Origin of the sequence: Romboutsia sp. (genome assembly GCF_051659545.1) — a bacterium.
Taxonomy (GTDB): domain Bacteria; phylum Bacillota; class Clostridia; order Peptostreptococcales; family Peptostreptococcaceae; genus JBOFOR01.
On sequence record NZ_JBOFOR010000200.1, the window covers coordinates 1 to 18,972 of the forward strand.

At 29.1% G+C, this 18,972-nt stretch carries 20 protein-coding genes, 1 tRNA gene, 2 rRNA genes and 1 riboswitch; all 23 genes read left to right on the forward strand.

Going from position 1 to position 18,972, the window contains the following annotated elements; translation table 11 throughout:
- A 23S ribosomal RNA gene (locus tag ACRC03_RS10930) occupies positions 1-116 on the forward strand; the annotation flags it as partial.
- A 132-nt stretch (positions 117-248) separates the two neighbouring features.
- Positions 249-322, forward strand: a tRNA-Gly gene (locus ACRC03_RS10935).
- Positions 323-338: 16 nt separating this feature from the next.
- Positions 339-455, forward strand: a 5S ribosomal RNA gene (gene rrf / locus ACRC03_RS10940).
- Positions 456-567: 112 nt separating this feature from the next.
- Complete coding sequence (gene hemA, locus ACRC03_RS10945) at positions 568-1,803, forward strand: glutamyl-tRNA reductase (RefSeq protein WP_438652601.1); 1,236 nt, start codon at positions 568-570, stop codon at positions 1,801-1,803.
- A gap of 18 nt (positions 1,804-1,821) precedes the next feature.
- Positions 1,822-3,117 (forward strand): glutamate-1-semialdehyde 2,1-aminomutase, encoded by a 1,296-nt coding sequence (hemL, locus tag ACRC03_RS10950; RefSeq protein ID WP_438652602.1) that lies wholly within the window; start codon positions 1,822-1,824, stop codon positions 3,115-3,117.
- 193 nt (positions 3,118-3,310) lie between these two features.
- Positions 3,311-4,357, forward strand: coding sequence for a nicotinate-nucleotide--dimethylbenzimidazole phosphoribosyltransferase (gene cobT, locus ACRC03_RS10955; RefSeq protein WP_438652603.1), 1,047 nt, complete (start codon positions 3,311-3,313; stop codon positions 4,355-4,357).
- 8 nt (positions 4,358-4,365) lie between these two features.
- The gene (cobU, locus tag ACRC03_RS10960; protein ID WP_438652604.1) at positions 4,366-4,926 is read left to right on the forward strand and encodes a bifunctional adenosylcobinamide kinase/adenosylcobinamide-phosphate guanylyltransferase; all 561 of its coding nucleotides are present in this window, start codon (positions 4,366-4,368) and stop codon (positions 4,924-4,926) included.
- Between the two features lie 3 nt (positions 4,927-4,929).
- Positions 4,930-5,694, forward strand: a complete 765-nt coding sequence (gene cobS / locus ACRC03_RS10965; RefSeq protein ID WP_438652605.1) for an adenosylcobinamide-GDP ribazoletransferase — start codon at positions 4,930-4,932, stop codon at positions 5,692-5,694.
- A 51-nt stretch (positions 5,695-5,745) separates the two neighbouring features.
- Positions 5,746-6,348: a histidine phosphatase family protein gene (locus ACRC03_RS10970; RefSeq protein ID WP_438652606.1), complete on the forward strand. Its 603-nt coding sequence runs from the start codon at positions 5,746-5,748 to the stop codon at positions 6,346-6,348.
- Between the two features lie 9 nt (positions 6,349-6,357).
- Positions 6,358-6,533: riboswitch (cobalamin riboswitch) on the forward strand.
- Positions 6,534-6,657: 124 nt separating this feature from the next.
- The gene (locus ACRC03_RS10975) at positions 6,658-8,172 is read left to right on the forward strand and encodes a cobyric acid synthase (protein WP_438652607.1); all 1,515 of its coding nucleotides are present in this window, start codon (positions 6,658-6,660) and stop codon (positions 8,170-8,172) included.
- A gap of 40 nt (positions 8,173-8,212) precedes the next feature.
- The gene (locus tag ACRC03_RS10980; RefSeq protein WP_438652608.1) at positions 8,213-9,586 is read left to right on the forward strand and encodes a cobyrinate a,c-diamide synthase; all 1,374 of its coding nucleotides are present in this window, start codon (positions 8,213-8,215) and stop codon (positions 9,584-9,586) included.
- Between the two features lie 18 nt (positions 9,587-9,604).
- Entirely contained in the window at positions 9,605-10,552 is a 948-nt protein-coding gene (gene cbiB, locus ACRC03_RS10985) for an adenosylcobinamide-phosphate synthase CbiB (RefSeq protein WP_438652609.1), read from the forward strand.
- Between the two features lie 82 nt (positions 10,553-10,634).
- Positions 10,635-11,705 (forward strand): pyridoxal phosphate-dependent aminotransferase, encoded by a 1,071-nt coding sequence (locus ACRC03_RS10990; RefSeq protein WP_438652610.1) that lies wholly within the window; start codon positions 10,635-10,637, stop codon positions 11,703-11,705.
- Between the two features lie 2 nt (positions 11,706-11,707).
- Positions 11,708-12,607, forward strand: a complete 900-nt coding sequence (locus ACRC03_RS10995; RefSeq protein ID WP_438652611.1) for a GHMP family kinase ATP-binding protein — start codon at positions 11,708-11,710, stop codon at positions 12,605-12,607.
- On the forward strand, positions 12,583-13,215 hold the full coding sequence (locus tag ACRC03_RS11000; protein ID WP_438652612.1) for a cobalt-precorrin-8 methylmutase: 633 nt from the start codon (positions 12,583-12,585) through the stop codon (positions 13,213-13,215). Before ACRC03_RS10995 ends, ACRC03_RS11000 begins: the two co-directional genes overlap by 25 nt.
- 8 nt (positions 13,216-13,223) lie before the next feature.
- Positions 13,224-14,372, forward strand: a complete 1,149-nt coding sequence (cbiD, locus tag ACRC03_RS11005) for a cobalt-precorrin-5B (C(1))-methyltransferase CbiD (protein ID WP_438652613.1) — start codon at positions 13,224-13,226, stop codon at positions 14,370-14,372.
- Positions 14,369-14,977 carry a cobalt-precorrin-7 (C(5))-methyltransferase gene (locus tag ACRC03_RS11010; protein ID WP_438652614.1) on the forward strand — a complete coding sequence of 203 codons (609 nt, stop codon included), beginning with the start codon at positions 14,369-14,371 and terminating at the stop codon, positions 14,975-14,977. Before cbiD ends, ACRC03_RS11010 begins: the two co-directional genes overlap by 4 nt.
- Positions 14,978-14,997: 20 nt before the next feature.
- Complete coding sequence (locus ACRC03_RS11015; protein ID WP_438652615.1) at positions 14,998-15,558, forward strand: decarboxylating cobalt-precorrin-6B (C(15))-methyltransferase; 561 nt, start codon at positions 14,998-15,000, stop codon at positions 15,556-15,558.
- Position 15,559: 1 nt separating this feature from the next.
- The gene (locus ACRC03_RS11020; RefSeq protein WP_438652616.1) at positions 15,560-16,315 is read left to right on the forward strand and encodes a cobalt-precorrin-4 methyltransferase; all 756 of its coding nucleotides are present in this window, start codon (positions 15,560-15,562) and stop codon (positions 16,313-16,315) included.
- Entirely contained in the window at positions 16,299-17,381 is a 1,083-nt protein-coding gene (gene cbiG / locus ACRC03_RS11025; RefSeq protein ID WP_438652617.1) for a cobalt-precorrin 5A hydrolase, read from the forward strand. The genes ACRC03_RS11020 and cbiG overlap by 17 nt, the downstream gene beginning before the upstream one ends.
- 1 nt (position 17,382) lies before the next feature.
- On the forward strand, positions 17,383-18,108 hold the full coding sequence (gene cobJ / locus ACRC03_RS11030) for a precorrin-3B C(17)-methyltransferase (RefSeq protein ID WP_438652618.1): 726 nt from the start codon (positions 17,383-17,385) through the stop codon (positions 18,106-18,108).
- A complete protein-coding gene (gene cobK, locus ACRC03_RS11035; protein WP_438652619.1) occupies positions 18,105-18,860 on the forward strand; it encodes a precorrin-6A reductase in 756 nt (251 codons plus the stop codon). Before cobJ ends, cobK begins: the two co-directional genes overlap by 4 nt.
- Before the next feature lie 16 nt (positions 18,861-18,876).
- Positions 18,877-18,972: sirohydrochlorin cobaltochelatase (locus ACRC03_RS11040; RefSeq protein WP_438652620.1), on the forward strand; the 96-nt coding region annotated here is incomplete at its 3' end.

The following is an 18,972-nucleotide window of genomic DNA, read 5'->3' on the forward strand; positions in this document are numbered from 1 at the left end:
AAGATTTCCCACCGTAAGGGTAAGACCCCAGGAAGACTACCTGGTTGATAGGTCGAAGGTGTAAGTGCAGTAATGTATTAAGCTTATCGATACTAATAGGTCGAGGACTTGACCAAAATAAACCTAAAGGTTTATATCGCAATTAAATCCTTATTAAGATTTTAATAAGGAAGATTAAATTGCTAAAAAAAATGATTAATATTGAGAATGATATGCAGTTTTCAGAGTACTAACTCTAAAAACTAAGTGCGGGTGTAGCTCAATGGTAGAGTTCCGGCCTTCCAAGCCGGCTGTGAGGGTTCGATCCCCTTCACCCGCTCCAAATTAAATAAAGATTATGTGGTTATTATAGCAAAGAGGATACACCTGTTCCCATTCCGAACACAGAAGTTAAGCTCTTTAGCGCTGATGGTACTTGGGGGGCAACCTCCTGGGAGAGTAAGACATAGCCACTTAATCTTTTTTTTGCGTTCAAAAAAATCTCTAAAAAATTACAAAAAAGTATTTTTTGATGTTATACTAGTAAGAGAATTAGTTTGGACAATAAAAATAGTTTGGAGGTTGAGTATGAAAATAGGAGTTGTAGGAGTAAATCACAATTTAGCTCCGATTACCATAAGGGAAAGTGTCTCTTTTACAGAGATGCAAAAAATAGAGGCTATAAATTTTTTATTAGATCAAGAAATAGAAGAAGTTATTATACTATCTACGTGTAATAGAAGTGAAATATATATTCAATCTAAAGATATAGATAGTAAAATAAAAATAGTTGAAGATTTTTACGAAAAATTCTTTAATGCTAGGGACATAAAAGAATTTTTATTTTGTAAAAATGGTATAGATGCCATACATCATATTTTTAATGTAACTGCAGGCCTAGATTCGATAGTATTAGGGGAAGATCAAATATTAGGACAAGTAAAAGATGCACATGATTTTTCTATGAAACTTGGTGCTAGTAAAAAAGTATTTAACAAATTATTTAGAGAAGCAATAACAACAGCAAAAGATATAAAACATACAACAAAAATATCACAACAACCATTGTCTATAAGCTATATAGGGGTAAAATTTCTTCAAGAAAAAATAGGTAGCTTAGAAGGTAAAAATGCTTTAGTAATAGGCGTAGGAAAAATGAGCAAGTTAACTATGAAGCATTTAGAAGAAGAAAAAGTAAACAACATATATGTTTCTAACCGTAACCATGGAAAAGTTAAAGAAATAGAAGATGACTATAAAAATGTTGTTTCTATACAATATGAAGATAGATATAAAATATTAAATGATGTAGATATAGTTATTAGTGCAACTGCATCTCCACATATAGTTATTAAAAAAGAAGAGATGCCAATTATTAATAGAAAAATATATATGATGGATATAGCACTTCCAAGAGATATTGATCCAAAAATTAATGAATTAGACAATATAGAAGTATATGATATTGATGATTTAAAAAATATACATGACCAAAATGATCAAAAGAGAAAAGAGTTAGCTAACGTAGGATATGAAATAATAGCACAAAAGATAGAAGAATTTTTAGTGTGGGAAGATTCTATTTATATAGATCCTACTATAGAGTCTTTAAATGATAAATGCTTGGAAATAAGAGAAGATACATTAGATTATATATTAAAAAAAACAAATCTTGATGCTAGGGACAAGAAGATTGTAGATAAAATGATAACATCTGCATTAAGAAGACTTATAAGAGATCCTATTATAAATTTAAAGCAAGTTAAAGATAAAGGCAAACGTGAAGAATATATAAAATTAATTGAAGAATTATTTGAAATTTAAACCAAGGAGAATATTAAGATGAAGAATGAAAAATCACTAAAGATATACGAAGAAGCAACTAAATATATACCTGGGGGAGTTAATAGTCCAGTAAGAGCTTTTAAATCAGTAGGATTAAGTCCTATATTCATAGATAGAGCTCATGGAAGTAGAATATATGATGTAGATGGAAATGAATATATAGATTACATTTGTTCTTGGGGTCCTCTTATGCTAGGGCATAGTCCTAAAGAAATAGTAGAAGGAATAGAGGAAATAGTGGCAAAAGGAACTAGCTATGGAGTACCTACAGCAATAGAAGTAGAAATGGCAAAATTAATAGTAGAAGCATATCCTGCTATAGATCAAGTACGTATGGTTAACTCTGGTACTGAAGCAACAATGAGTGCTTTAAGAGTAGCAAGAGGATATACAAAAAGAAATAAAATATTAAAGTTTGAAGGATGTTATCATGGACACTCAGATGCTTTATTAGTTAAATCAGGTTCAGGAACAATAACTTATGGAGTTCCAACAAGTCCTGGTGTTCCAGATGATGTAGTAAAAGATACTTTAGTATGCAGATATAATGATTTAGAGGCAGTTAGAGAAATATTTGCAGAGCAAGGAAATGAAATTGCAGCTGTAATAGTTGAAACAATAGCAGGAAATATGGGCGTAGTTCCTGGAACACAAGATTTTTTACAATTACTAAGAGATATAACAAAAGAATATGGAACAGTTTTAATATTTGATGAAGTTATAACTGGATTTAGATTAAGTTATAATAGTTCAGTTGGATATTTTGGAATAAAACCAGATATGGCTTGTTTTGGTAAAATAATAGGAGCAGGTCTTCCAGTTGGAGCTTATGGTGGAACAAAAGAAATAATGAGTATGGTATCTCCTGTAGGACCTGTGTATCAAGCAGGTACATTATCAGGAAATCCATTAGCTATGTATATGGGTAAAAAGAATTTAGAAATATTAAGAGATAATCCTCAAATATACACTGAATTAGAAGAAAAAGCTATAAAATTAGAAGAAGGACTAAAAGCTAATGTTGAAAAATTAGGACTAGAATATACAGTTAATAGAGCAGGTTCATTAGTTTGTTTATTCTTTACAAAAGGACCTATAAATAATTATGAAGATGTTATGAAATGTGATGTTCCTAAGTTCAACAAGTATTTTGAAGAATTAATAAACAGAGGAGTACTTTTAGCTCCAACTCAGTTTGAAGCAATGTTCTTATCAAATGCACATAGTGAAGAAGAGATAGAATATACAATAAATGCAAGTTATGAAGCTTTGAAAGCTGCTCATAATCTGTAATAATTAACAAAATGAAAAATCTTGTCAGTTTTAGCATAAGTTTAAAGGATATAGGAATAAACATGTAGAATATACCTATAGATATTATTATTAGAAACTGACAAGGCAAAATATTATTAAAAATAATACCTAGCCTTTTGGCTAGGTTAAATTATTTTATACAAATTTTAATATAAAATGAGAGGATAAGATAATGAGTTTATTAGAAATTACATCAAAAAAAATAAATTCCTTAGATGAACTGTCTATTAATCAAGCAAAGCAAAGATTAGATAGACTTATTAAGCCAGCAGGTAGTCTTGGAAAAATGGAAGACATATGTATGCAATTAGCAGGAATCTATGGAAGTAAACATTTTGACACATCAAAAAAAGTTATAATTGCATTTGCAGGTGATCATGGCGTTTATGAAGAAGGAGTAGCACCAGATCCACAGAATATAACTTATCTTCAATTTCCAAATTTTGCAAATGGTCTTTGTGGAGTAGGAACAATAAGTAAGTTTGTGGGATGTGATGTAGTAGCTGTAGATGTAGGTATTAATTGTGATCATAAACTAGAAGGTATTATAGATCGTAAAATAAGAAAAGGCACATCGAATATGGCAAAAGAAAGTGCAATGAGCAGAAAAGAAGCTATTAAGTCTTTAGAAATAGGAATTGAAATGGCAGAAAAATGTATAAATGAAGGATATAAAATTGTAGGTATAGGTGAAATGGGTATTTGTAATACAACACCAAGTAGTGCAATAATATCTGTAATTGGTGATTGTGATCCTTTAGATGTAACGGGAATAGGGGCAGGATTAAAAAAAGAGAGAATAGAGCATAAAGCGAATACTATAAGAAAAGCTATAGAATTAAATAAGCCTAACCCTGAGGATGCTGTAGATATATTAGCTAAAGTAGGTGGATTTGAAATTGGTGCTATGGCAGGTGTAATTATAGGGTGTAGTGCAAATAATATTCCAGTTGTAGTAGATGGATTTATATCTTATGCAGCAGCATTATTAGCACATAAAATTAATCCAAGGACTAGAGATTATATGATTGCATCACATTCATCCGCAGAGCCAGGTACAGAAAAAGCTTTAGAAATAATAAAACTAAGCCCAGTCTTAAATATGGATATGAGATTAGGTGAAGGAAGCGGAGCAGCTTTAGCATTTAACATAATAGAAGCATCAAATTACACATACACTAATATGGCTACATTTGATGAAGTTGATATGGGTAGATAGGAGGTAAAATGAGCAAAATTATATTAGTAACAGGTGGAGCAAGGTCAGGCAAAAGTAATTTTGCTGAGAGCCTATGTATAAATAGAAATAATAGTACAGCATACATAGCTACATCGATACCTTTTGACGACGAAATGAAAGATAGAGTAAAAAGACATAAAGAAAGCAGACCACAAAATTGGTTTACTTATGAGATATACAAAGATATCTACTCTATAGTAGAAGAAGTATCTAAAAAACATGAAACTGTAATACTAGACTGCATAACTTTATTAGTTAACAATTTAATGTTTACACATGGGATAGATATAGACAATGCTACTGGAGATGAAATTAATACTTTAGAAATGTATATAAAAGAGCAAATGGAAAAATTGTTACAAGAAATAAAGAAAACTGATTTATATTTTGTAACAGTAACTAATGAATTAGGAATGGGTATAGTTCCAGATAATAAATTAAGTAGAGTATATACTGATATTGTAGGCAGAATCAATCAACAAATAGCATCTCAAAGTGATGAAGTATATTTTGTAGTAAGTGGTATACCTATGAAAGTAAAGGGGTAGATTATGAAACGATTTATTTCAATACTTCAATTTATGACTAGAATACCCATAAGTATAGACACTGGATTTGATGAAGATTTTCATAAAGCCATAGTTTACTTTCCTTTAGTAGGATTTGTATTAGGAGTACTATTATTTTTAGTGGGAATAGTGTCAAATTTAGTTTTTGATCCTTTCATAACATCTATTATAATTACCTTAGCCTTAGTAATACTAACAGGAGGGCTTCATATAGATGGATTAGGTGATACTTTTGATGCTATATATAGTTATAGAGATAAGGAAAAAATGCTAGAAATAATGAAAGACTCAAGACTTGGAACTAACTCACTTTTAGCGATAATGTTTTTAATACTACTAAAAGTAGGATTTATATATAGCATTATAAATCAAGGCTTATTATGGACTATAATATTTATGCCAGTGCTAGGAAGACTTGGAGTAACATTTATAATGTACAAGACAAAAACGCCAAGAGAAAAAGGACTAGGTAATTTATTTATAGGCAAGGCAACTATTCCAATGCTTATAACTCTACTATTATATTCTATGATTTTAATAGTAGGTATTTCTAAGCTAGTATTCTTATCGTCTATTATTGTTTCACTAAAAATAGTAAGTATTATTTTAGTAATAGCTATATTTGATCAGTTATTTAAAAATCACGTATACAAAAAAATTGATGGAATAACAGGTGATATATTAGGATGTACTATAGAATTAAATGAAGTTATATATTTAATATGTATCTATTTATTTATAGTATAATAATAAGCTTGTATTTAAATAATACGTAATTGTGCTAAAAGAGGTGAAAAATTGACTAGATTAATATTAGTAAGACATGCATTAACTACGGATAATCAAGATAACAGATTATCAGGTCATATAGATAGTAGTGTAAGCAAAGAGGGAAAAATACAGATAGATAAATTGACAAACTATCTAAAAAACATAGAAATAGACAAAATATTTTCTACAACATCTTCTAGGACAAAAGATACTGTGAAAAATATAGCATCTGTAAAAAATATAGAAATAATAGAAAAAGATACACTAAAAGAAATTAATTTCGGAGATTTTGAAGGTGTAACTTTTGAAGAAATAAAAAATAATAACCCTGAAGAATTTGATAAAATGGTAAAAGAAGGATATAATTATAAGTATCCTGGTGGTGAAAGTTTAATTGAAACATATGACAGGGTAGCAAAAGAAATAGATAAAATAATTTCAGAAAACAAGGATAATAATATACTTGTTTGTTCTCATGGTGGAACTATAAGAAATATAATAACTCATTTGATTTCAAAAAGTTATGAATATCATTGGAACTTTAGAGTTGATAATGCATCAGTATCAATTTTAGAAATTCAGGATGGATTTACTGTAATAAACACTATGAATAACACCAGTTTTATATAATTTAAAATTGAATACTAGATTAAAATAGGTTATTAAAAATATTAAAAGGGAAAAAGGTTAAAAGCCTTTGCAGCCCCCGCTACTGTAAAATGGACGAAACTATAAATTGCCACTGTCGTTTGATGGGAAGGAATAGGAGTAGGATGAAGTTAAGCCAGGATACCTGCCTAAATTAATTTATTGATGGAATCTTCGGGGTGAAAGATTTTTATTTGATATATATTTATAAATAAAAAGTCCTAACTCTGTAATATTAGGACTTTTTTTAATATTCAAAATCCAATATAAATAAAAAGAGGAAGTGAAACAATGGGCAAGAAAATTATGTTACAAGGAACGGCCTCTAACGTAGGGAAAAGCGTTTTAGTAGCTGGATTATGTAGAATATTTAAACAAGATGGATATAGTGTTGCTCCATTTAAATCACAAAATATGGCTTTAAATTCTTTTATTACAAAAGAAGGTTTAGAAATGGGTAGAGCACAAGTATTCCAAGCTGAAGCAGCAGGGATTGAACCTATTGCAGATATGAATCCCATACTATTAAAACCATCTGGGAATCATAGATGTCAAGTAATTGTAAGAGGTAAAGTTAGAGAAGACATGTCATCTTCGGACTACCACACTCATAAGCAACAATTAGCAATAGAATTAAAAACAATTTTTGATAAATTTATTAATAATTACGATATTGTAGTTATGGAAGGTGCAGGAAGTACTGCTGAAATAAATTTACAAGAACATGATGTAGCTAATATGGGTATGGCGGATATTGCAGATGCTCCTGTAATAGTAATTGGAGATATAGATAGAGGTGGGGTGTTTGCATCTTTAGCAGGGACAATGCTTTTACTAAAAGAAGAACATAAAAGAAGAGTTAAAGGCGTAATTATCAATAAATTTAGAGGAAGAAAAGAACTTCTAGATGATGGAATAAGAATGCTTGAAGACATAATAAAAGTTCCTGTTCTTGGAGTAATTCCATATAGCAATATAAAAATAGAAGATGAAGATAGTGTAACTACCAGATTTAAAAATAAAATGGATAAAAAGGATATACATATAGAAATAATAAGGACTCCGCATATGTCTAACTTTACAGATTTCAATATATTTGAAACTCAAGAAGATGTAAGTATTAGGTATGTTGACTATGGAGAAGCACTTGAAAATCCAGATATAGTAATACTTCCAGGAAGTAAAAGCACTATAGATGACTTAAAATACATAAGAAAAAATGGATTAGAAGAGCAAATAAAAGAACTTCACAAAAGAGGAAAATTAGTATTTGGTATTTGTGGTGGATATCAAATGTTAGGAACTAAATTAAAAGACCCGTATCATGTTGAAGGATTAGAATACGAATTTGACGGAATAGGACTTTTAGATATAGAAACTGTATTCGAAAAAGAAAAAACAACAACTCAAGTTGAAGCTACAATATTTGGAAATTTAGGTGGTTACTTAGATAATTTAGGAAACAAAAAAGTAAAAGGTTACGAAATACATATGGGAATAAGCACTATAGGTAAAGAAGTAAACAATTTAAATACTATAAACAAAAAACTTGATGAAGAAGTAAATTATACAGAAGGTAGTGTAAACAAAGATGGCAATGTAGTAGGAACATATATCCATGGAATATTTGATGATATAGATTTTACTAGAACGATTTTAAATAACATTAGAACTCAAAAAGGGTTAAGTAAATTAGACAGTAGTGTAACTTCTTTTGATGAATTTAAGCAAAATGAATATGATAAACTTGCAGATTTATTAAGAGAACATTTAGATATAGAAAAAATTTATGAAATAATGAGCTAAGAAATAGATATAAAAATACATTGATAGTTAGGTGAAACGTATGAAAAAAATCTTGATTGCAGGAACTAATAGTGGTGTAGGAAAAACCACAATATCATTAGGAATAATGCAGGCACTTACTAAGAGAAATATGAAAGTACAACCTTATAAAGTTGGACCAGATTATATAGATCCTTCTTATCATACTTTCATAACAGGAAGATATTCAAGAAACTTAGATTCCTATATGTTAGATGATGAAAAAATTAAATATGTATTCAACAAAGCAGCAGAAGATGCAGATATAAGTGTAGTAGAAGGAGTAATGGGGCTTTATGATGGTTTAGGAATAGATTTAGATAATTGTACTAGTTCACACACATCTAAAATATTAAAAACACCAGTTATACTAGTTATCAATGGAAAAGCAATGGCTGCATCTAGTGCCGCTATGGTACTAGGCTATAAACAACTTGATAAGGATGTAAACTTAAAAGGTGTAATAGTTAATAATGTAAAAACTAAAAGCCACTATGAAATAATAAAAAAAGCTATTGAAACTTATTGTGATGTTGAAGTGTTAGGATATTTTCCTCCTAATGATGAATTTTCTTTAGAATCTAGACATTTAGGATTAGTGCCAAGTGTAGAAATAGATTCGTTAAAAGTTAAATTTAATAATTTAGCAGAAGAAATAGAAAAGTACATAGACATAGATAGAATAATAGAAATTTCAGAAACAGAAGAAGTTAAAAGCGAATTTAGTTTAGAGGAATTTATAAAAACTCATAAACATGAAAATAAAACTATAGCAGTAGCTTATGACAAAGCTTTTAACTTTTATTATAGAGAAAACATAGAGTTACTTAAAGATTTAGGATTAAATATAGAGTATTTTAGTCCATTGAAAGATAAAGAAATACCTAAATGTGATTACATTTATATTGGTGGAGGATTCCCAGAAATATTTAGCAAAGAATTAGAAGCTAATAAAACCATGAGAGAATCAATATTAAAAGCACATGAAAAAAATGTACCGATATACGCTGAATGTGGTGGACTAATGTATTTAGGTGAAAAATTAATAAATAGTGAAAATAAAGAATTTAATATGGTTGGTATATTCAAGGGTTGTAGTAAAATGACAAAATCTTTAAGACGGTTTGGATATTGCTATGGTAGTGCTAAATTTGATACTATACTATCGAAACAAGGTGAAATCATAAAAGGTCATGAATTCCACCATTCAGTTTTTGAAACAGACGAAGAATGTGCTTACATAATGAAAAAAGAAAGAAGCGGATTAGTTGATGATGAGTGGGAAGGTGGATATAGCAAACAAAATACATTAGCTACTTATTTACATACACACTTCTATAATAACTTAAACTGTATAGAGAATTTACTACAATCTATAACAGAAAAAACTTTATAGAAAGAGGAAGTAACAATTATGAATATATTATCTATCTATATAGGATATATAACAGATTTAATTATAGGAGATCCTTATTCTTTTCCTCATCCAGTTAGATATATTGGGAAATTAATAAAGTATACTGAAAATAAAATAAGAAAAATAGCCAAAAGTGATAAGGGCTTAAAAATAGGTGGATTTATACTGTGGTTTGTAACTGTGGGAATAACTTATTTGGTTACATACACTATAATCAAATTAGCTAGCTTTAATCCAATTGTATTTTTAATGGCAAATTCATTTTTAATATATACAACTTTAGCAACTAAGTGTTTAAAAGATGAGGCTGTAAAAATATACGAAGTTTTGAAAACTGAAGATATAGAAAAGTCTAGAATACAACTATCTTACATAGTAGGAAGAGATACAACTCATTTAGATGAGAAAGAAATAATTAGAGCAACTGTTGAAACAGTAGCAGAAAATACTGTTGATGGGATTATTGCACCCATGTTTTATGCATTCATAGGTGGGGCACCATTAGCTATGGCTTATAAAGCTATAAACACTTTGGACTCAACAGTAGGCTATAAAAATGATAAATATAAAGATTTAGGATTTGCATCAGCAAAAATTGATGATATTGCAAATTATATACCAGCTAGAATATCAGTTGTATTAATGGCAATAGGAAGTTTTATATTAGGTTATGATTACAAAAAATCTTGTAAAATAGCCATTAGAGATAGAAAAAATCATAAAAGTCCAAACTGTGCATATCCAGAAGGTGCAGTAGCAGGAGCATTAGGTATTCAGCTAGGAGGAACTAATATGTATTTTGGACAAGCGGTGTATAAACCAACTATAGGAGATAAAATTAGAGAAATAGAGACTGAAGATATAATAAAAACAAATAAGATAATGTACGCTACTTCAATATCTTCAATAGTAATATTTACAACAATATGTATAGCTATATTTTGAGCAACGAATATGACCAAATCGGCAACAAGTGTCGTATTGTTATTGGCATGAGTGAGATCAATTTTAGCTAAGGAGGGTATAAATGAAAGATTTAGGACATGGAGCTAATATAAATTCTATGGCAAAAGAATACAACAAAAACCCAAAAGATATAATAGATTTTAGTTCTAATGTAAACCCAAAAGTTATATCAGGACTAGAAAAATACATAATAGAAGGTTTAGCAGAGTGTAGAAGTTATCCAGATATAAATTATACAAATTTGAAAAATAATATTTCAAAATATATAAGTGTGTCACAAGATTTTATAATACCAGGGAATGGAGCTACAGAAATAATTTATTTACTTATGAAAAGTATAAATAAAAGGTTAGCTATATTAAATCCAACTTTTTCTGAGTATGAAAGAAGTGCAAAATTAAATAACTTAGAAATACTACATTTAAACTTAGATATAGAAAATAAGTTTGAAGTAAATATGGAACTTATAAAAGAAAATATAGATAAATTTGATAGTTTATTTATATGTAATCCTAATAATCCAAATGGAAAAGTAAAGGATTTAACAGAACTACTAAAGTTAATGTTAGAAAATAATAAATTATTAATAGTAGATGAAACCTTTATGGAGTTTGTAGAAGATGAAGAAAAATACAGCTTAGTTAAATATATAGAGAAATATGAAAACTTATTTATCTTAAAAGCAGTAACTAAATTTTTTGGTATGCCAGGGCTTAGACTAGGATATGGGCTAAGTAGCAATAAAGATATAATAGAAAAAATATATCATTATAAAGAACCATGGACAATAAATTCTTTTGCAGATACTTTATCAAATTACATATTTAAAGATGAAGAGTATATAAGTCAAAGTAAAAACTATTATATACAAGAAAGACAGTATATGTTAAAAGAGCTAAGAAGTATAAAAAATATAACAGTATATGATACAGATACAAATTTTGTATTAATAAAGCTTAGTACAAAAAGTGCAAATGATATAAAAGTTCAGTTATTTAAAGAAGGAAATATTTTGATAAGAGATGCATCAAACTTTATAGGATTAAGCAATGATTACATAAGAATAGCAATAAAATCTCACGATGAAAATGAGCTTCTTATAAAGTATATGAAGAAAATATTAGGTGATTAGTTATGAAGTATTATGGGGTTTGCCCAGCATCTTGTGGAGAATTTGTTCAAGGGATTATGGATAATGAAGAATATCTAAGTTCCTATGCTGTAGATATGTACTCCACATCAGTTATTGAAGAAAAAATAAATAATATAAATATAGGACCACGTAAGTCTCGAAAGGCAATAGAAGCAGTATTTGAAAAATTTAATTTACTGACTAAGGAAAGTAAAAATATTTCACTAAATATACAAAGTCAGATACCAGTGGGGAAGGGAATGGCAAGTTCTACTGCAGATATAGGGGCTACTATAGTTGCAACCTTATCATTGATACAAAAGGACTTAAATAGTGAAGAAATATCTAAATTAGCAGCTAGCATAGAGCCTACAGATTCTATATATATAGAAAATAATAATATTTTTAATCCTTTAACTGGAGAAGTTATCAAAAAATTAGGAAATATAAAAAACTCTAGAGTAGTAATTTTAGAGCCAAACAAAACCTTAAATACTATGAAAATTAGAAATAATCCTAATTACATAGAAATCAAAAGACAAAATAAAGAAATAATAAAAGAAGCTTTTTACTTTCTAGAAGAGGGAATAAGGAAAAATAATTTACATGATATTGGGAAAGCATGTACTATGAGCAGTTTAGCTAATGAAAACATAGACAAAAAAGAAGGTCTAAGTGAAATAATAGAAATAGCTAAAAATTACGGAGCATATGGTGTAAATATTGCTCATAGTGGTACTGTAGTTGGGATTATTATAGATAAATATATGAATGATATTAAGCTGATTGAGTTATTAAAACAAAATAACCTAGGTTCAGTTTATAATAAAATTTACACCCTAGATATAATTGATGGGGGAATCAGGAGGGAATTAAAATGCAATACATCAAAAATCCTATGATGATAGAAGAAAAAAGTTTTGAAATGATACAAGAAATAATAGATGATACAAGACCAAATTATGAGTTTAAAAGTAAAGTAGAAGAAAAAATAATTAAACGTTGCATACATACTACAGCAGACTTTGAATATTTAGATATATTAAAAATATCAGAAAGTGCAGTAGATTCTATAGTAGAAGCTTTAAAAAATAATGCAACTATATACACTGATACAAATATGGCTTTAAGTGGAATAAATAAAAAAAGATTAGAAGATTTAGGGTGTAAATATAAATGCTTAGTAGCTGATGAAGAAACTGCTAAATTAGCAAAAGAAAAATTTATAACACGTTCAATGGCTGCAGTAGAAATAGCGGCTAAAGAACCTGGAAGAAAAATATTTGTACTTGGAAATGCTCCAACAGCTTTATATAAAGTTATGGAAATGAAAAACTCAGGAGAACTTGAAGTAGATGCTATTGTTGGAGTTCCTGTAGGATTTGTAGGTGCAGAAGAATCTAAGGATGAGTTAGAAAATACTAATATACCATATATAATTTCAAAAGGAAGAAAAGGTGGAAGCAACTTAGCAGCAGCTATAGTCAATGCTATTTTATACACTATGTAGGTAATGATATGGAAGAGTATGTATATATAGATGGCAAAAAATACAGAAGGGGATATACTACAGGATCTTGTGCTGCTGCTGCTGCAAAAGCTGCAGCTCATATGTTATTGACTAAAAGAAAAATAGAATCTGTAAATATAGATACTCCTAAAGGAATACCGTTAACATTAAAGGTAGAAAACATCATTATAAATGATGAATATATAGAATGTTCAATAGAAAAAGATGGTGGAGATGATATTGATGCCACACATACAATGCACATTCATGCTAGATGCGAACTTATAGACAAAGAAAACGAAGAACTACTACTAGTATATGGTGGACAAGGTATAGGAGTAGTAACTAGAAAAGGTCTAAGTGTAGAAGTAGGCAAAGCAGCCATCAATCCAGTTCCTATGAGAATGATACGTAGTGAGGTGGGGAAAGTAACAGGTGAAAATCTAGAAAAAACTATAGGTAAAAATAAAGCTATAAAAATAACTATATATGCTCCTAAAGGAGAAGAAGTATCTAAAAAAACCTTCAACCCTAGATTAGGAATAGTAGGTGGAATTTCTATTTTAGGAACCAGTGGAATAGTTGAACCTATGAGCGATGAAGGATGGAAAAAATCTTTATCTATAGAGTTAGAAATGAAAAAAGCACAAGGTTTAGATAAAATAATTTTTGTTCCAGGAAATCATGGTGAACAATTTATTAGAGAAAATTTAAATTTAGATATGAAATGCGTAATAAGAACCAGTAATTTTATAGGATATATGCTAAAAGAAGCTCAGCGTATGGGATATAAAAAAATACTTATGGCAGGTCATATAGGCAAGTTTATAAAATTATCAGCAGGTATATTCAATACACATAGCAAAGTTGCAGATGCAAGAAGTGAGATATTAGTTTCTAACTTAGCGATGATGAAAGCACCTTATGAGTTTTTAGAAAAGATAAATAGATGCCTAACTGCAGAAGAAGCAATAGATATAATCAATGAAAGTAAGTATATAGACTTTTACGATTTAATAAGCAACAAATGCAGATTTAAAGTTAAAGAGTATTTAGGCGATGAAAATATAGAGGTAGAAGTGATGATGTTTTCTATGGACAAGACCTTATTAGGAAAATCAGATAATACAGACCAATTAGTGGAGGTATTTAGATGATAAATATTATAGGTTTAGGCCCAGGAAACAATGACTATATAACTAAAGTAGGAGAAAAGTTAATACTTAACTCTGATGTAGTAATTGGAGGAAAAAGAAACTTAGATTCAATAGAGAATTTTAAGGGAGAGAAAATAGTATTAGCCTCAAACTTAAAAGAAATAGTTCGCTATATAAATGAAAATAAAGACAAGCAAATATCTGTTATAGCATCAGGAGATCCATTTATATATGGTATAGGAAAATACTTATCTAAAAATATAGATACTAAAGAGTTAAATGTAGTATCAGGAATAAGCTCATTACAATACATATTTTCTAAAATATATGTAGATATGAACGACTTGTATATAACCAGTAGCCATGGAAAAACTCCAGACTTTGATTATGTACTTTCTCATAAAAAAGTGTGTATGGTAACAGATAAAGTTATAGGTCCTAAAGAAATATGTAAAGAAATATTAAATAGAGATTTGAAAAGAACAGTTATTGTAGGAGAGAACTTATCTTATGATAATGAAAAAATAACAATAGGAACACCTAAAGAAATATTAGAAGCAGATAATTTTCAAATGTGTGTGGTGGTTATCCTAGAAGAATACTAAGTCATTTGGTGGAGATGGATATGAAAAATAGTGAGTTCATAACAGGGAAAGTTCCCATAACAAAAGAAGAAGTAAGGGCTATATCTATAATGAAGCTAGATTTAGTAAAGGCTAAAAGATTTATAGATGTAGGTGCAGGCACAGGTAGTGTAAGCATAGAAGCAGCTTACAATTATCCAAACTTAGAAGTCGTTTCTATAGAAAGAAATGATGATTCACTAGAGTTAATAAATAAAAATGTTGAAAAGTTTAAATTAAATAATATAGAAATTATAAAAGGCTATGCGCCAGTAGAGATAGAGAGCAAAGTAGATGCAGTATTCATAGGGGGTACAGGAAATAACTTAAATGAAATAATACTTTGGTCAAAAAATATGCTGGTTGAAGGTGGAAGATTAGTAGCTAATTTTATAATAGTAGAAACTTTTAATGAAACCTTGAAATTGTTAAGAGAGCATGATTTTGAGAATATTGATGTTTCAGTGCTAAACGTATCTAAGTTAGAAAAGCTGGGAAGAGGGGAATACTTTAAACCTTTAAACCCAATTTATATAATATCTTGTGAAAAAGGGAGAGATTAATATGTTAAATAAAGTACATTTTGTAGGGGCAGGACCAGGGGATAAGGAATTAATAACTCTTAAGGGATATAAACTTTTAAGTAATGCAGATGTTGTAATATATGCAGGTTCTTTAGTTAATCCAGAACTTTTAGAATACTGTAAAGAAGGATGTGAAATACACAATAGTGCACATATGGATTTACAAGAAATAATAGCAGTTATGGAAAGTGGAATTAAAAATGGAAAATCTGTTGTAAGATTACAAACAGGAGATTTCTCTATATATGGTTCAATAAGAGAGCAAGTTGAAGATTTATATAAATTAGAAATAGACTATGATTGTACACCAGGTGTAAGTTCATTCTTAGGAGCGGCATCAGCTTTAGGTGTAGAATATACAGTTCCAGAAATATCTCAAAGTGTAATAATAACAAGAATGGAAGGCAGAACTCCAGTACCTTCAAGAGAATCAATAGAATCTTATGCAGCACATCAAACTTCGATGGCAATATTCTTATCAGTACAAGATATTGAAAAAGTTGTTGAAAGACTACATGAAGGTGGATACCCTATGGATACTCCAATAGCTGTAGTATATAAAGCTACTTGGGCTGACGAAAAAATAGTAAAAGGTACTTTAGAAGATATAGCAGATAAAGTAAGAGAAAATGGAATAAAGAAGACAGCCTTAATCTTAGTAGGAAAATTCTTAGGAAAAGAATATAATAATTCGAAGTTATACGATAAGGACTTCAAACATGAGTATAGATACTAAGATTGCAGTAGTATGTATTACTCAAAATGGAAAAAACTTAGCTTTAAAAATAAACGCTCTAATTAAAGAGAGCCATGTTTATATAGTTAGTAACAATAAAAACAATTTACATTTAGAAGAGAGTAAAGACAATATATTTTTAGTTAAAGAAAAATTAAGCACTTTAGTAGAAAGTATCTTTAAACAATATGACTATATCCTGTTCATAATGGCAACTGGAATAGTGGTTAGAGTAATAGCACCCTATGTGAATAGCAAATTTAGTGACCCTGCTATATTAGTAACTGATGAAAAAGGTACAAATGTAATTAGTCTTCTAAGTGGTCATATGGGAGGCGCTAATGAAATGACTAATTATATAAGTAACTTAATAAATGCAAATCCTGTTATAACAACAGCTACTGATGTAAATGGGAAATCTTCTCTAGATATGATTGCAAAAAAATTAGATGCTTATATAGAAGACTTTAGAAAAAATGTAAAAGATGTAAATTCAATGCTCGTAAATAACCAAGATGTAGGTATATATATTGATGGTGATTATGAAATAGATACTAGAGGATTTAAAGTTTTAGATAAACTTGATAATACAAATGACCTTGAAAAAATAGTGGTTGTAACTAACAAACAAAGATTAACACAAATAAATTCAAATTTAATTCAAGGATTTGATAAAGAGATAATAAAGGTAGTTCCTAAGAATATAGTTATAGGCATTGGGTGTAGGCGAAATACAGAAAGTATATTATTACGAGATTCTTTGATGGATTTGTTACAACAATACAATATTGATATTAAGTCTATAAGAAAAATTGGAAGTATAGATATTAAATATGATGAAAAAGCAATTTTAGATTTAGCATCATACTTAGACGTAGAATTTGAGACTATTTCAGCAAGCGAAATCTCAAAGGTAGATTATTTATATGACAAATCAGATTTTGTTAAAAAGAATGTTGGAGTATACTGTGTAGCAGAACCTGTGACACATATACTAAGTGGTGGGAATTTAATAATAGAAAAACATAAATATAATGGAATAACCATTTCAGTAGGGAGAGTGTAAGATGATATATGTTATAGGGATAGGACCAGGAAGTAAAGAATTAATGACTATGCAATGTATAAATGCAATAAAAAATTCTGAAGTTATAGTAGGATATAAAACATACATAAATTTAATTACAGATCTTATTGAAGATAAAGAAGTAGTGCAAAATGGGATGAGACAAGAAATAGATAGATGTAGGGAAGCTGTAGAAATAGCTAAAACAGGTAAAAAAGTTGCGGTTATAAGTAGTGGAGATGCTGGAATCTATGGAATGGCTGGATTGATATTAGAGCTTACTTCAAAAGAAGAACAAAATATAGAAGTTAAGGTAATACCAGGGGTAACTGCAAGTATAGGAGCAGCTGCAATATTAGGAGCACCTATAATGCATGATTTTTGCCATATAAGCTTAAGTGATTTATTAACTCCATGGGAAGTCATAGAAAAAAGATTAAGATTAGCAGCAGAAGCTGATTTTGTAGTTTGCTTATATAACCCAAGAAGCAAAGGTAGAAGTGAGCATTTAGCTAGAGCATTTGAAATAATGGGTGAATTTAAGAATGGTAAAACACCTGTTGGAATAGTTAAAGATGTTGCTAGAGAAAATGAAGAAAAGTTTGTATGTACATTTGAAAATATGGACTTTGAAAGAGTAGATATGACTACTATGGTTATAATAGGAAACAAATCTACTTTTATACATGAAGACTTAATGATAACTCCAAGAGGATATACAGTATGATTTTAGTCTTAGGTGGAACTTCTGACAGTTTAGAGATATGTGACCTTATAAATGAACATGAAGATTTACCATATACTCTTTCAGTAACAACAAGTTACGGAGAAGAGCTTGCTAAAAAGCATACTAAAAATGTAGTCTTAGGAAAAATGTCTAAGGTAGACATGATGAAGTTTATGAATCAAAATAAAATAAATAAGATAATAGATGCTACACACCCTTATGCAATAGAAGTATCTAAAAATGCAATAGATTGTGCAAAGGATTTAAATATAGATTACATAAGGTATGAAAGAAAATCTCTAATAGAAGATATATCTTATGAAAATAAATATATAGTTGGTAGCATAGAAGAAGGCTGTAAAATTGCTAGAGAAAAAGGGAATAATATTTTTATTGGAACTGGAAGTAAAAATTTATCTCAAATTATAGACTATATACCAGATAGAAACTTAATAGTTAGAGTTCTTCCAACGACGGAAGTTATAGCTAGTTGTGAAAACTTAGGTCTTAATGCAGATAATATAATTGCTATGAAGGGACCTTTTAGCAAAAGTATAAATGAAGCATTTTATAAACATTATAATGTGGATATGGTGATAACTAAGGAAAGTGGAAGTGCAGGTGGTTTTTTAGAAAAAATCACTGCTTGTGAGAAACTCAATATACCAGTAGTAATTGTAAAAAGAGAAAAGTTAGATTATCCACAAATAATCAATGAAATAAAACAAATTGAAAAAATATTAAGCCTATAATAAAGGGGGACATTACATGAAAAAAGCTGTTTTAGTAGTTAGTTTTGGAACTAGTTACCATGAGACTAGAAGAAAAACAATTGACGCTTGTGAAGATAAAATAAAAGAAGGT

What these genes read in the sequence shown, in the direction of transcription:
- ACRC03_RS11015 (WP_438652615.1), top strand. Translation starts at nt 14,998, where the DNA reads ATGAAAAATAGTGAGTTCATAACAGGGAAAGTTCCCATAACAAAAGAA.
- cobK (WP_438652619.1), top strand. Translation starts at nt 18,105, where the DNA reads ATGATTTTAGTCTTAGGTGGAACTTCTGACAGTTTAGAGATATGTGAC.
- cobT (WP_438652603.1), top strand. Translation starts at nt 3,311, where the DNA reads ATGAGTTTATTAGAAATTACATCAAAAAAAATAAATTCCTTAGATGAA.
- ACRC03_RS10980 (WP_438652608.1), top strand. Translation starts at nt 8,213, where the DNA reads ATGAAAAAAATCTTGATTGCAGGAACTAATAGTGGTGTAGGAAAAACC.
- ACRC03_RS11010 (WP_438652614.1), top strand. Translation starts at nt 14,369, where the DNA reads ATGATAAATATTATAGGTTTAGGCCCAGGAAACAATGACTATATAACT.
- hemA (WP_438652601.1), top strand. Translation starts at nt 568, where the DNA reads ATGAAAATAGGAGTTGTAGGAGTAAATCACAATTTAGCTCCGATTACC.
- cbiG (WP_438652617.1), top strand. Translation starts at nt 16,299, where the DNA reads ATGAGTATAGATACTAAGATTGCAGTAGTATGTATTACTCAAAATGGA.
- cobS (WP_438652605.1), top strand. Translation starts at nt 4,930, where the DNA reads ATGAAACGATTTATTTCAATACTTCAATTTATGACTAGAATACCCATA.
- ACRC03_RS11000 (WP_438652612.1), top strand. Translation starts at nt 12,583, where the DNA reads ATGCAATACATCAAAAATCCTATGATGATAGAAGAAAAAAGTTTTGAA.
- ACRC03_RS10995 (WP_438652611.1), top strand. Translation starts at nt 11,708, where the DNA reads ATGAAGTATTATGGGGTTTGCCCAGCATCTTGTGGAGAATTTGTTCAA.
- hemL (WP_438652602.1), top strand. Translation starts at nt 1,822, where the DNA reads ATGAAGAATGAAAAATCACTAAAGATATACGAAGAAGCAACTAAATAT.
- cbiB (WP_438652609.1), top strand. Translation starts at nt 9,605, where the DNA reads ATGAATATATTATCTATCTATATAGGATATATAACAGATTTAATTATA.
- ACRC03_RS10990 (WP_438652610.1), top strand. Translation starts at nt 10,635, where the DNA reads ATGAAAGATTTAGGACATGGAGCTAATATAAATTCTATGGCAAAAGAA.
- cbiD (WP_438652613.1), top strand. Translation starts at nt 13,224, where the DNA reads ATGGAAGAGTATGTATATATAGATGGCAAAAAATACAGAAGGGGATAT.
- ACRC03_RS11020 (WP_438652616.1), top strand. Translation starts at nt 15,560, where the DNA reads ATGTTAAATAAAGTACATTTTGTAGGGGCAGGACCAGGGGATAAGGAA.
- ACRC03_RS10975 (WP_438652607.1), top strand. Translation starts at nt 6,658, where the DNA reads ATGGGCAAGAAAATTATGTTACAAGGAACGGCCTCTAACGTAGGGAAA.
- cobJ (WP_438652618.1), top strand. Translation starts at nt 17,383, where the DNA reads ATGATATATGTTATAGGGATAGGACCAGGAAGTAAAGAATTAATGACT.
- cobU (WP_438652604.1), top strand. Translation starts at nt 4,366, where the DNA reads ATGAGCAAAATTATATTAGTAACAGGTGGAGCAAGGTCAGGCAAAAGT.